This window comes from Mucilaginibacter sp. KACC 22063 (assembly GCF_028736115.1).
Taxonomy (GTDB): Bacteria; Bacteroidota; Bacteroidia; order Sphingobacteriales; family Sphingobacteriaceae; genus Mucilaginibacter.
The window spans coordinates 4,433,396-4,446,916 of the sequence record NZ_CP117877.1; the positions used below are offsets into that span (position 1 = coordinate 4,433,396).

Sequence of the window (13,521 nt, forward strand, 5' to 3'; positions counted from 1 at the left end):
ATAATATACCTGTCAGCGAGTTACCACCTCATTCTGTATGAATGTTGGGGATAAAGCTATGCCCTGGATGATTGACTATCTTAATCAGCGAAGTAGTATCTGCGATGCAATGAGAACAAGGTTATATGGTGCCTTATGTGGAAGACTACCGGTAATTAGCGCGTTTGATTAATAATTTAATGTCTGTTATTTTAATTTTATGGCCGTCTGTTTCTATCAGCCCTTCTTGTTTAAAGTCCTTCAATATCCTTACCACATTTTCTTTAGCGATCCCTGTTATATAGGCAAGGTCGCTTCTGGAGATGGTTAAATAGATTTTTTTAAAGTCCTCATCCTCCTCTTTATACTTTTCGCGCAGTACTATTAAAGCTATAGCCAATCGTTCTGTTGCTGTTCGCTGGCCCAATACCGAAATACTGTTTGATAATACCTTAATATCGTGGCTTAATATTTTAATTAGTCTTAAGGCGAAAAGCGGGCATTTTTTTATGATGAACATAAAATCAACTGCAGGTATAAAATAAATCATGCAGTTTTCAATCGCAGCTGCCGAATCCGGGTACCGCTCCTCTGACAGAACAGCATGATAGCCTATCAGTTCTTTTGCTTTAGCAATGTATATGATTTGCTGTTTGCCCAAATGATCGGTCTTGTACTTTTTTACTTTTCCAGCGTGTACAAGAAAAATCCCGGACGGCACAGTTCCTTCTCTAAATATTATTTCGCCCTTTTTATAAGTGTGCAAACTACTATTAATCATCAGGCGATTATAGTCTTCTTCTGCCAAGGCATTAAGTGCAGATCCGCTGTCAAAGATCCACTCATCAATGGGGAAAATTCCGGCAATACTCATTGCACGAATTTAAGAAAAAGTGATAATAATCAACGCTTTATGTTGATATAATTCAAAAAAGAAGGGGCCAATATTAACTAATTTGCAAAAAAAACTATTAGACCCCATTACAATGAAAAAATATTTATTCTCATTAACAATTATTGCGTTCTGCTTTAAGCTTAACACGGCTAAAGCTCAATTTTCTGTTGCAACTAAAAAAGAAAATACCTGGCATTTGGAGGTAGGAGCAAACGGATTATACGATCTTAACCCAGGTAAAAAGTATTACACAGCAGGTTTTGGTGCACAATTAGCCGGGATTTACTATCCTAATGAATTTGTAGGAATAACTTTAACTACCGGATACTTTGATTTACCGGGTAAGAAAAGAACCGTAAATCGTACGGAAATTAAACAGCCCAATTTTCAATTTGTACCATTAAAACTTGGCGTAAGAGGTTTTTTCGTCCCTAAATGGTATCTTGCAGGTGAATTTGGCTTAGGCTATGCCACGCCAGATATAGGTAATAATACACATTTCGCTAAAACCATTGCGCCGGGTTTAGGATATGAAGATCTGGATTCAGGACTTGATGTTAGCTTAAGGTATGAGAATATGCACCATCAAGGTAATTATGTAAGTATGATTGCATTACAGGTTGCTTACTCCATAAATTTATCTAAATAAATATTCTCTTATGTAAACGGATGATTCGTTGGGAACATTCCCGACGAATCATTCGTTTATAAAAATAAAGTTTGATTCTTCCTGGTTTATAAAATCAACTAATTTGTTGTTTTCATAAACTTTTGCAATATAACCTATTTCTTTAAGATAGTCCATTACTACCTGACGCATTTCGTTGGCCCACAACTCGCAATAAATTACCGGCTTATGCTTGGTTAACAGCTGCTGCGCACCCTTAAGTACATAGTATTCAAAGTTTTCTACATCTATTTTAATACCCGCAATTTTTTGTACTACCTGCAGTTCAGCAAGGTCGTCAAGCCTTTTTACCGGCACTGAGATTATCTCACCCTCATTAGGGTCATCGGTTGCCTCATTAAACACATGACAAAGCCCCTGCATTTTAACACCGTTAATAACCGGTATCACCATTTTTAATTCGCCGGGCGCATCAGCCAAACCAATCTCGTGCAACACTACATTTTTAAGCTTGTAGTGTTTAATAATACGCTTAAGGGCATTGATATTGGGCGGCACCGGCTCAAAAGAATGAAGTGTTAATGATGGAAACTTTTTAGCCATAGGCACCGTGGTAATGCCAATATTTGCGCCTATATCTAACAAGGTGGTACCGGGTGGGATAAGATCTAAAAATTGCAGAAAACCACGCTCATACTTATCATATTTGAGCATAAAGGCCTTAAACCGTGAAAAATAGTACAGGTAATTTTCGAATCCTAATAGTTTTTGAAGCGTTGAGATGATTGCTTTTTTCATCAATAGGTTATATGCGTTTATTTTGGTTCGCTAAATATAAAATATAATTTCAGCTTAATTAATGTTTTAATATCTTTCGCAATTAGAAACCCTATCAGGGTTCCTGATCGCTTTATTAAGCAATATATGATTAACAAAAAGCAGCCTATAAAGGTTGCCGTATTAGATCTTTACAACGGTATTTCAAATACCGCAATAAGTGCTTTTGAAAAGCTGCTTACAGACTGTAAAAGCCTGCATGGGGCAGATATGGACTGGCAGGTATTTGATGTAAGGAAAAACACAGCTTTACCCGGCGATAAGTTCGATATTTATATATGCAGCGGCGGGCCGGGAAACCCATTTACGGCACATGAGGAATGGGACAAACGTTATTTTGAACTTATAGAATCGCTGGATAGGCATAACCGCTCATCTGCTACCCGTAAAAAGTATGCGCTTTTTATTTGTCACTCTTTTCAACTGATGTGCAGGCAATATAATTTAGGAACAGTATGCCTGCGTAAAAAACCCGTTTATGGCATTGTGCCGGCAACCTTTGTTAATAACGGAAATGCCGATACCGTTTTCAACGGCCTGAACGACCCGTTCTACGTACTCGACTCGCGAAGCTGGCAGGTAATTAATCCGGATGAAAAAGTTTTTGAAAAAATGGGTGCACAATTATTAGCCATTGAACAGGGCACGGCCATTTCTGAAGCAGAACCAGCCATGATGGCTATCCGCTTTTCGCCTTACTTTATAGGTACACAATTTCACCCCGAAGCGGAGCCTGCGGCTTTAAAAAATAATTTACTTACAGCTACGCGTAAAAATGAGGTAATAACAGCACATGGCGAAGCGCACTACCATGAACTGCTGCGCCTTTTGAATAAACCATCAATACTTGGAGCAACATACGACACTATAATACCCGGATTTTTAAAACAGGCAATTGACGGATTAAAAGCAATTGATTGATAATTGTTTAACACAATATTTACAGGCTGGTAATGTGACGTTGCAATTACTTGCAATTGCTTTAAAATTCAATAAATTAAGCTTACCTTTGCGCAAAATTTAGAGGCATTTTCATGCAAAATAAAATCCGCAATATTGCTATCATAGCACACGTTGACCACGGCAAAACTACGCTGGTTGACAAAATCCTGCACAGTTGTGCCATTTTTCGTGACAACCAGGAAACAGGCGAGCTGATACTGGACAACAACGATCTTGAGCGCGAACGTGGTATCACCATCGTTTCTAAAAACGTTTCTGTTCGTTACAAAGACGTAAAAATTAACATTATTGATACTCCGGGCCACGCCGACTTTGGTGGCGAGGTTGAACGTGTACTTAAAATGGCTGACGGTGTATTGCTGCTTTGCGATGCATTTGAAGGCGCTATGCCTCAAACCCGTTTCGTAACACAAAAGGCATTGGCTTTAGGCCTTAAACCTATTGTGGTTGTAAATAAGGTAGATAAAGAAAACTGCCGTCCTGAAGAGGTTTATGAGCAGATATTTGAACTTTTCTTTAACCTTGAAGCTACTGAAGAACAGCTTGACTTCCCGGTAATTTACGGTTCGTCAAAACAAGGTTGGATGAATACCGACTGGAAAGTTCCGACTGATAATATTTTTCCATTGATGGATGCCATTCTGGAAAACATTCCACCGGCTCCTATCAGCGAAGGTACTTTGCAAATGCAGATCACCTCGCTTGACTATTCATCATTTGTTGGCCGTATCGCTATTGGCCGTGTTGCCCGTGGTACTATTAAAGAAGGCCAGCCGGTATCTTTGGTTAAACGCGACGGTACTATTCAAAAAACAAGAATTAAAGAGCTTTACACTTTTGAAGGCTTAGGTAAGGTTAAAGCTACCGAAGTACAATCTGGTGATATTTGCGCTGTTGTAGGTATAGAAGGTTTTGATATTGGCGATACTATTGCCGATTTCGAAAAACCGGAACAACTGGAGGTCATCAAAATTGACGAGCCTACCATGAACATGTTGTTCACGATCAACAACTCGCCGTTCTTTGGTAAAGAAGGTAAATTTGTTACCTCACGCCACCTGCGCGATCGTTTATACAAAGAGATGGAGAAAAACCTGGCGTTAAGGGTTGTAGAAACCGAATCGCCGGATGCATACCTGGTTTATGGCCGTGGTATCCTTCACTTATCTGTATTAATTGAAACCATGCGCCGCGAAGGTTACGAATTACAGGTAGGCCAGCCGCAGGTTATTGTTAAAGAGATTGACGGTGTTAAATGTGAGCCGGTCGAAACGCTGATTGTTGACGTACCTGGTGATGTTGCCGGTAAAGTAATTGAGCTGGTAACACAACGTAAAGGCGACCTGTTAGTGATGGAGCCTAAAGGCGACTTGCAACACTTAGAATTTGATATCCCTGCACGTGGTATCATTGGTTTACGTAATAACGTATTAACTGCTACTGGCGGCGAGGCCATTATGGCACACCGTTTTAAAGCATACGAACCATGGAAAGGTCAGATCCCTGGCCGCTTAAATGGTGTATTGGTATCAATGGATACTGGTAAAACTACTGCTTTTGCTATTGATAAATTGCAGGACCGTGGCCGTTTCTTTATCGATCCGGGAGTTGATATTTACGAAGGACAGGTATTAGGCGAGCACATCCGTGATAATGATTTGGTGATTAACTTAACTAAAGGCAAGCAGTTAACCAACATGCGTGCATCAGGTAGTGATACCAACGTACGTATTGCTCCTGCTATCAAATTTTCGTTAGAAGAATCAATGGAATACATCCAGGCTGACGAGTACATCGAGGTTACTCCACAAAGCATCCGTATTCGTAAAATCTATCTGAACGAAAACGAAAGAAAGATCAATGCTAAAAAGTTTGTAAACCAATAATCGGTTATTACAATCAAAATATATCAAAGCCCTGTTGGTAACCAACAGGGCTTTTTTTGTTAACCTCACCCACGCTTTTATTTGTCATTGCGAGCGAAGCGTGGCAATCTTTACTTCGCTTTAAAAATCAGCGTACGCATTTATGCCTCACCCCAACCCTCTCCAAAAGGAGAGGGAGTTTTGATTCCCTTAAATTAACACCTCATTGCGATCCGCGCTTAGCGGAGAAGCAATCCCCGGCCATGCTGGTATCTACTATTTGTTATTGCGAACGAAGCGTGGCAATCTAAACTAAAAATCGTTGGAGAGCTTTACTTCGCTTTAAATATTAGCGTACGTGTTTATGCCTCACCTCCAACCCTCTCCTTCTGGAGAGGGAGTTGTTAGTCTCTTAGATTAAAGAGGAGATAAATCAAAACGTCATTGCGATCCGCTGGTGGCGAAGCAATCCCCGGCAGTGCAGGTAGTTAATTATGTATCATTGCGAGCGAAGCGTGGCAATCTAAAATCCGTTAGCAATAAAAAATGATCTTTACTTCACTTTAAATATCAGCGTACGCGGAGTTTTATATCCTAACTGCTCATACCCCTGATCGTGCAGAAAGCTGTAAATTTCAGAAGCATCAACCTTACCCGATTCATTATCCACATCTTCTACCAATAAATAAGCAGGGCGATATTTTTCCCAGTTGTTTGATTCTAATAGCTGGATATCCAAACCAGCTACGTCAATGCTCATAAAATCAATTACGGTAGCTTCTGGTAAGTGCTCATCCAGTAATTGAGATAACGGATAAATATCTACTTCGGCAGTCCCTACAACCTGGTAGCGTTCGTCGGTTGCGGCCTGGCTATCGGCCAGCTCTTTATCAAAAGTATTTAATGAAGGTTCTTTAAACTGATATAATGTGCGCTTTTCCCTTTCAGCACCAATACCAACGTTCAGGTTTTTATCGCGAACGCGGTATTGCTCAAAAAGGTTGATCGCATCCGGGGTAGGCTCAATATTAATACCCTGCCAACCCTGCTCATAAAAATATGCCGTGTTGGAATACCGGAAAGGGTGATGCGCACCTATGTCGATGAAAAAACCTTTATAATGATCAAAATCTACAATGCTTTCGCTCAGCAGCGATCTTAAAATCATGTCTTCACCGTCTTGCGAGAAAGAGTTGCGCGGCTTAAAACCAGGGTATTTATTTTCTTCAGTAAACATAGTAATGGCCTTGGGGCTATATCCGTGGGCAAAATAACAAATTATAAAACACTAATGCTACTATACCACCGTTTATGCAGGCATACTATTTAACATTTTATACATTTGCTGCATAAATATGCGCTTACCTAACATTCCCGGTTTTGACCAGCAAGCTTTAGAAAAGTATTTTAAAAATACCGGGTGGTTGTTTATAGGCCGTATTGGCAGCCTTGCTATTAAAATGGTGGTGGGTATAGTGCTGGCCAATTACTTAGGCGCAACCCAAAATGGTGTAATAAACGGCGGCTTAGCTTACTTATCATTTTTCGCGGCTATAGCTACGCTTGGTTTAGACCAGTACATTGTAAAAGAGCTGCATCAATATCCCGAAAACCGCGATGCTATTTTAGGGACCTCCTTCTGGATGAAGATAATGGCAGGCCTGTTGTGTATCCCTTTGATCTTTGCGGCATATCATATTTATCCGGCTAAGGCAACGCCTTATAGCTATGTCTTTATCCTGTCGTTTACGGGTTTGGTGCAAGCTTTTAACGTCATCGATTCGTATTACCAGGCGCAGGTACAGTCAAAGTATATTATGCGTGTGCAGGTGATCGGCAATATCATCTCGGCAGCTATTAAGTTTATACTGGTATTGCTTAAATATCCGCTGGTATATTTCATCTATTCATACCTGTTTGATATCGTAATTCTTTCTACCGGCTACTTTTTTACTTACCAATCGCAGGGGCGAAGCATTTTTAAGTGGGGCTTTGAAAGCAAGCTGGCTAAAAAGCTGCTTACTTATTCGTGGCCTTTGATCATTGCAGGTATCATGGTTTCGGTTTATATGAAGATAGACCAAATCATGCTGCAAAACATGAGCGGTGCAAAGGAGGCGGGTGCCTATGCAACGGTAGCTTCACTAAGCGAAGCCTGGAACTTTATCCCGTCAATAATTGTGTCGTCGCTTTTTCCGGCAATTTTAAATGCCAAGCGTGATGACGAACAGCGTTACAAAAAGCGCGTTCAAAACCTTTACGACCTGATGGTATACATCAGCCTGCCAACGGCCATCGTCATAACCTTTGCGGCACCGTTTATCTATACACTTTACAAACACGAATATGCTTATGCCGCACCGGTACTATCGGTACATATATGGTCGGGGATATTTGTGTTTTTAGGCGTGGCCAGCAGCCAGCAACTGATCACCGAAAACTTAAACAAGCTTACCTTTATCCGCACAGGTTTCGGTGCTGTTGTAAACATTTTACTGAACCTGGTGCTTATTCCTAAAATGGGCATGATGGGGGCAGCTATAGCTACGCTGGTTGCTTATGCAAGCGCGACATTTTTACTATTGTTTATCCCCAAAACTTTCAGGCAGGGGGTAATGATGTTAAAATCTTTATTCTTAATTTCACTTATTCAAAAAATATTAAAGCGTTGAGTATCATTTCATCACTAATAGAATTGGCTAAAAAGCCTGCAAGATTACGTTCTTTACTTTCTTTCAATGGCAAAGGCTATTTAAGCGAAATAGGCTGGTTTAACGCTTTTGATAATAAAAAACCGGTTGATGCCGAAGGTAACCCTATACCGTGGGTAACTTACAGCTTTATTGATTTTATAAAAGAGCGCATTGGTAAGCAGCATACCGTATTTGAGTTTGGTTCAGGCAATTCAACCTTCTTTTATGCAAAGTATGCAGGCATTGTTGTATCGGTTGAGCATGATAAAGGCTGGTACGATTCGATTGCCAATAACCGCCCGGCCAACTCTGAAATTATATTTTGCGAACTAAAGAAAGACGGCGACTACTGCCGTATGCCGGTTAAGCTTCAGGAAAAATTTGACATCATCATTGTTGACGGCCGCGACCGTGTTAATTGTTGTAAACAGGCAGTAGAGGCACTGTCTGAAAACGGTGTTGTAGTGCTTGATGATTCTGAACGCGAATTTTATAAACCAGGGATCGACTTTTTAACCAGTAAAGGCTTTAAACAATTGTCATTCAGCGGCATATCGCCCGGCTTGTTTTACCGTAAGTCAACTTCGATATTTTATAAAGAAAACAACTGTCTGGGTATCTAAAACACCTGATGCGCAAGGCTAATTATTATTTTTAAGCACTTAAAAACATTTCTTTAACGTACTGTTTTTGAGATAAGGTTCAGTATCCGATCAACTTATCAAATTTCTATTGATGCAGAAACTTGCACCTATTGCATTATTTGTTTACAACCGGCCAGATCATACCCGCCGTACATTAAGCTATCTGCAAAAAAACCTGCTGGCAGAAGATTCGCGCCTGTATATTTTCTCTGATGCGGCTAAAACACCAGCCGATGAGCAGAAAGTAAATGAAGTACGCGATATGCTGAAAAACGTCACCGGCTTTAAGGCAGTAAAAGTAGTTGAGCGTAAACAGAATATGGGGCTGGCGGCATCAATCATAGATGGCGTTAGTCAGCTGGTGAATGAGTACGGCAAAGTGATTGTGTTTGAAGACGACCTGCTTTCGTCCCCTTATACCCTGCAATATTTTAACGAGGCGCTTGACCGCTATGCCGACGAAGAAAAGGTGATGCATATCGGCGCTTATATGTATGACTTAAAAACACCCGACCTGCCGCAGACCTTTTTTTACCGTGCAGCAACCAGCTGGGGCTGGGCCACATGGGCACGTGCCTGGAAAAACTTTGAACCGGATGTTGATAAACTCATGGGCCAGTTTGACAAGGAAAAGATTAACGCCTTTTCTATTGATGGCACCATGAATTTCTGGAAGCAGATGCAGCAGTTTAAGGCTGGTAAAAATAACTCGTGGGCTATACGCTGGTATGCTTCTATATTTTTAAAGGGCGGCTTAACGCTCAACCCTTCCAAATCATTAATTCAAAACATCGGGCACGATGGTACAGGGGTTCATTCAAACCTCGAAGATATCTATAATGTAAAACCGGCACAACAGCCCGTTACTGCCTTCCCCGATGCGATTGAAGAGCATAAGAAAACTTACCAGGCTATCCGTAACTTCTTAAAAAATCGCAAAGGCAATCTATTGCAACGAATAGTGCGCTTTATTAATCAAAAGCTGAAAACTTAGTTATTTTGTAGCGGTTACCACTATGTATGGCGACAGGCGTTTGCTATCAACCGGGATGATTTTAGTGGCAATTTTACCGGCAAGCCAAAGTCCTTTAAAGAATACTTTTACAGATGATGGTTGCTGCGCTTTATTCTCCAACCAGATAGAGAATTTGCCATAATACCCCGATTTTACATTTTTTAAACCTAAAGCTTTGCAATAATCTGCAAGCAGCTGCGGGTTCATGCTATCGATATTATGCTTACTGTAATTTTCCGGATCATACTTGCGTTGCAGCCAACCGTTAACGCCGGTAAAATTAGGAAGCGTGATAAACAGGGTGCCTCCCGGTTTCAGGAAAGCGGCATGGCGGGCGATAATATCTTTAGTATCGTTAAAATGCTCAATTAACCCGCAAGACAATACCAGATCGTATAAATTTTTAGGGCTGTAGCTGAACAGGTCGCCTTCAATAACCTCGATATCTTTTTCCTGCAGATCGTTGGCTGCCAGTACTTGTTTTAAGGTAGAAGGATGGATATAAAAATCGAACAACGAGGTGTCCAGGCCAAAATACTTTTTAAGAAATATGGCATAATAACCCGGAAAGCCGCCAAGTTCAATAGCGGTTTTAATCTCTTTGTTACCAAGTATCTCTTTTAAAAGTTTATGGAATGTATAATGAGCAGATACTTTAAATGCCAGCCCTTCTTTTGATTCCCAATAATTAGCCCAGAAATTCCTGTCGGTAAGTTCGTTTCCCATCAGTGGGCAAATAAAAAGAAAATTTCTGATGTAGCGTAAAAACAAAGGGCGGTAAATTTACCGCCCTCGTCTGTTTATTTCAGTTGTTTCATAATTTCTGAAACGGCCCGGTCAATCTGCGGGTCGTTGTTATTCAATCTGTCTTTGAAATCGGTGTTAACATTGATGTCAGGTTTCACCCCCTCATGTTCAATATCTTTGCCGTCAAGCGTGAAACAACCCCATGCAGGTATGCGTACGCTCGATCCGTCAACCAGGCCTTTGGCGCTGGTGAAGATGATCCAACGGTAAGTTTCAGTACCAACAATTTTGCCCAAATTGAGAGCCTTAAAGCCCTCCGAGGTCATTTCACCGTCGCTTAACGTTTGCTCGTTAATAAGCAAAATAATTGGCTTTGCCGATGGCGCAAAATTTGGCTGTTGCGTGCGTTTACCGCCACGGTATTGCCATTGCAGGTAAGGTTTCTGCGACAGGAAGTTTAACACCGCATCGTGTACGTTACCACCGGTATTGTAACGTAAGTCAAGGATCAGCGCATCTTTTTGATAGGCATAATCAACCATATCTTCTTTAAATTGCTCCAGGTTATCGGTACCCATAGCCTTCATGTAAACGTAAGCTATGCGGCCGTTACTTTCTTTCTCAACCATCTTACGGTTGCCGTCAATCCATTCGTCGTACAGTTCGTCTTTGAATTCGCCAGACGATTCAGGATGAATTTTAACGTTTATATTTTGACCGCCACGTTGGAAGGTTAGTTGCAATTCATCATCAAGTGATGGCTTGGTAAAATAGAAGTTACGGTCTTGCTGCGGATCAACGTCTACACCGTTTACGGCAACCAGTTTATCGCCTGGCTGTACGTTAATACCTTTACGGTCGGCATTGCTGCGGGTAATGATATGGTCAACTTTGTAAGGCTCGTCATTATCGAAAGCAATACCGGTTTCCATGGTACGGTAACGCAGGTTGGTGCGTTCTTCCATACCACTGCTGCTAAAGCCCATGTGCGATGAGTTAAGCTCGCCCAGCATATCGTTCAACATCAGGCGCAGGTCGGCACGGTTGTTTATATAAGGCAGGTAGGTAGCATATAATTTATGAATACCATCCCAGTTTACGCCGTGGAAGTTACCGTCATAGTAGTTTTCATCTAAATCTGCCCATGCCTCATCAAACATCTGGCGGAACTCGCCCTCCAGGTTACGGTCGAACTTAGCGCTTACATCCACTTTTTCTACCTTATTCTGGTCAAGGTTAAGTTTATAAGCATTACCGCCAGCCAGCATATAGTACTTATCACCAGTGTTCACAATATCGAACCCATAAAAATCAGCGCCGGCTACTTTTTCTGTTTTGTTGTTTTCAAACGGCTCAATAGTGGTACGGAAAACAGCGCGTTTACCCTCGGCCTGGTCTGATGAATAGTAAACAAAAGTTTTAGTGCCTTTTTGAATGACATAAGGATTGTTTTGATTACCGAAATCCTGGCTGATCTGCTCAATGCGTTTCATCGGCTCATTGGTATCAATCACAATGTCAGACGGTGCTTTCGGAGCAGGTTGCTGCGATACAGGCTTTTTAGCACCTGTTTTCTTGTCTTTCTGATCGGCAGGCTTTGTTTCCTCTTTTTTCTCTTCTTTGAAAAGGTCATCAAACTTGCTCAATTTAAAATCTGTATCAAATTTTTGCAGGGGAATGCGGTAAATATGCGAATCATGTAAGCCGTAAGGGTAGGCTGGCTGCGTACGCGACGATGCGAAGTAAATGAACTTACCATCAGGCGACCAGAACGGATCTGTTTCGGTAACACCTGAATTAGTTAGGTTGATAATTTTACCAGACTCTGTACTGTAAATGAAAATGTCCTGCTCAAAATTGCGATAGGCGGTATAGACTACATATTCGCCGTTTGGGGAGAAATAAGGCTGGCTATTTTGGAAACCCCAGATCTCATCGGTAGTAATGGTTTTACTGTCTAACGATTTAAGGTCCATCATGCGCACTTGGTCGCGGCCGCTTAGGTATACCGCTTGCGTGCGATTTTTATTGAAGACGATATTCCGGTTATTGCGCTGCTCGTTAGTCAGTTGTTTTTCTTTTCCTTTACCGTCGGCGCTAATGGTATACCAGTTAAGGAAACCACCTGATGTTTGATTAAACAATAAGGTACGGTTATCGGCAAGCCATTTCACTTCGGTAACACGCTCGGCATTACCGTGGTCAATATGCTGCGTGAATTTCCCGTCGATATCACTTACAAAAAGTTCGCCGCGTGAAACGTAAGCCAGCTTTTTGCCATCGGGCGATGCATCCAGGCTTTCCACTCTTCCGGCAAGGTCAAACTCCTGCTGTTTAGGCAGTACGTTGTTACGGAAAATAGTGAAGCTAAGTTTCTGCGTTTGTTTGCTGGCTACATCATATACAAACAGTTGATAGTCCTTTTCAAATACTACTTTAGCGCCGTTTGCACTTACAACAGGACGTTTAATAGAGGTTTTAAAACTGGTAAGCTCTGTTTTTTTACCGTTTACAAACGTGTAAAGATTGTATTCTTCATTGGCTTCGTCAGATACAAAGTACACATTGCCTTTCTGATCAATTGAAGCCCAGAAATCTTTACCAATCCAGTCGGTATATCTTTTATAAGCTTTTGTTTTTGGGTTGTATGATTGTATATCCGGGTTGTAGGCGCCCTTGTAGTGCTTACGGGTGGGGAAACGGTAGCTTTCCCAGGTATTGCTGAAATATAGCTCACCTGTTTTCGGATGTTCAACCACACCGTGTATGGTGTTAAAAAAGTTACCGAATAAGCGCTCAGGTGTACCGCCGCTACGGCTCACTTTGTAGGCGCTGAAGCCATTGTAACGGCTTGATGTAAAATAAATAGTTTTTGAATCCCAGCTCCATGAGTCAACTTCATCACTGGCTTCGTGGTAGGTAAGCTGCTTAATATCGCCACCGGCTAAGGGCATCACATATACATCGTTATTGCCAAATTGGTTAGACGAGAAAGCCAGCCACTGGCCATCCGGCGACACATGCGGGTTGGTTTCCTGCCCTTGCATGGCGGTAAGCCTTACTGCAACCGGGTTGTTAAGGTCAGCTTTCCAGAGGTCGCCCTCGTAACTAAAAATTACGGTTTTACCATCGGGTGTAAGAGTGGGGTAAGAAGTAAAATAAACTTCCTGGTTTTGTGCAACGGCAGCATTTTTAAACATTAGCGCCGAAAGCAAAAACAAGTAAACTTTTTTCATGTACAATAAAAGTTAATAG

11 protein-coding genes are annotated in these 13,521 nt (G+C 41.4%); 6 read left to right on the forward strand and 5 right to left on the reverse strand.

The window, feature by feature from the left end:
* Window positions 1-145 precede the first annotated feature (145 nt).
* On the reverse strand, window positions 146-853 hold the full coding sequence (locus tag PQ461_RS19395) for a Crp/Fnr family transcriptional regulator (protein WP_274207212.1): 708 nt from the start codon (window positions 851-853) through the stop codon (window positions 146-148).
* A gap of 112 nt (window positions 854-965) precedes the next feature.
* Here PQ461_RS19395 and PQ461_RS19400 point away from each other — a divergent pair, with 112 nt between their 5' ends.
* A complete protein-coding gene (locus PQ461_RS19400; protein WP_274207213.1) occupies window positions 966-1,523 on the forward strand; it encodes a hypothetical protein in 558 nt (185 codons plus the stop codon).
* A 48-nt stretch (window positions 1,524-1,571) separates the two neighbouring features.
* Here PQ461_RS19400 and PQ461_RS19405 read toward each other — a convergent pair whose 3' ends face one another.
* The gene (locus PQ461_RS19405; RefSeq protein ID WP_274207214.1) at window positions 1,572-2,300 is read right to left on the reverse strand and encodes an FkbM family methyltransferase; all 729 of its coding nucleotides are present in this window, start codon (window positions 2,298-2,300) and stop codon (window positions 1,572-1,574) included.
* 126 nt (window positions 2,301-2,426) lie between these two features.
* On the opposite strand from PQ461_RS19405, the gene PQ461_RS19410 reads away from it, so the two are divergent.
* Together PQ461_RS19410 and typA are read left to right on the forward strand one after the other, a co-directional pair.
* Complete coding sequence (locus PQ461_RS19410) at window positions 2,427-3,260, forward strand: type 1 glutamine amidotransferase (protein WP_274207215.1); 834 nt, start codon at window positions 2,427-2,429, stop codon at window positions 3,258-3,260.
* A gap of 113 nt (window positions 3,261-3,373) precedes the next feature.
* Window positions 3,374-5,188, forward strand: coding sequence for a translational GTPase TypA (gene typA, locus PQ461_RS19415; protein WP_274207216.1), 1,815 nt, complete (start codon window positions 3,374-3,376; stop codon window positions 5,186-5,188).
* Between the two features lie 532 nt (window positions 5,189-5,720).
* Here typA and PQ461_RS19420 read toward each other — a convergent pair.
* On the reverse strand, window positions 5,721-6,404 hold the full coding sequence (locus PQ461_RS19420; protein WP_274207217.1) for an FkbM family methyltransferase: 684 nt from the start codon (window positions 6,402-6,404) through the stop codon (window positions 5,721-5,723).
* 118 nt (window positions 6,405-6,522) lie between these two features.
* Here PQ461_RS19420 and PQ461_RS19425 point away from each other — a divergent pair, with 118 nt between their 5' ends.
* From PQ461_RS19425 to PQ461_RS19435, 3 genes are all read left to right on the forward strand, one after another.
* Entirely contained in the window at window positions 6,523-7,839 is a 1,317-nt protein-coding gene (locus tag PQ461_RS19425) for a flippase (RefSeq protein WP_274207218.1), read from the forward strand.
* On the forward strand, window positions 7,836-8,483 hold the full coding sequence (locus tag PQ461_RS19430; RefSeq protein ID WP_274207219.1) for a class I SAM-dependent methyltransferase: 648 nt from the start codon (window positions 7,836-7,838) through the stop codon (window positions 8,481-8,483). Before PQ461_RS19425 ends, PQ461_RS19430 begins: the two co-directional genes overlap by 4 nt.
* Window positions 8,484-8,595: 112 nt before the next feature.
* Window positions 8,596-9,498: a glycosyltransferase family protein gene (locus PQ461_RS19435; RefSeq protein WP_274207220.1), complete on the forward strand. Its 903-nt coding sequence runs from the start codon at window positions 8,596-8,598 to the stop codon at window positions 9,496-9,498.
* On the opposite strand, the gene PQ461_RS19440 is transcribed toward PQ461_RS19435, so the two are convergent.
* Both PQ461_RS19440 and PQ461_RS19445 read right to left on the reverse strand, forming a co-directional pair.
* Complete coding sequence (locus PQ461_RS19440; protein ID WP_274207221.1) at window positions 9,499-10,245, reverse strand: class I SAM-dependent methyltransferase; 747 nt, start codon at window positions 10,243-10,245, stop codon at window positions 9,499-9,501.
* 74 nt (window positions 10,246-10,319) lie between these two features.
* A complete protein-coding gene (locus PQ461_RS19445) occupies window positions 10,320-13,502 on the reverse strand; it encodes a S41 family peptidase (RefSeq protein WP_274207222.1) in 3,183 nt (1,060 codons plus the stop codon).
* Window positions 13,503-13,521 lie beyond the last annotated feature (19 nt).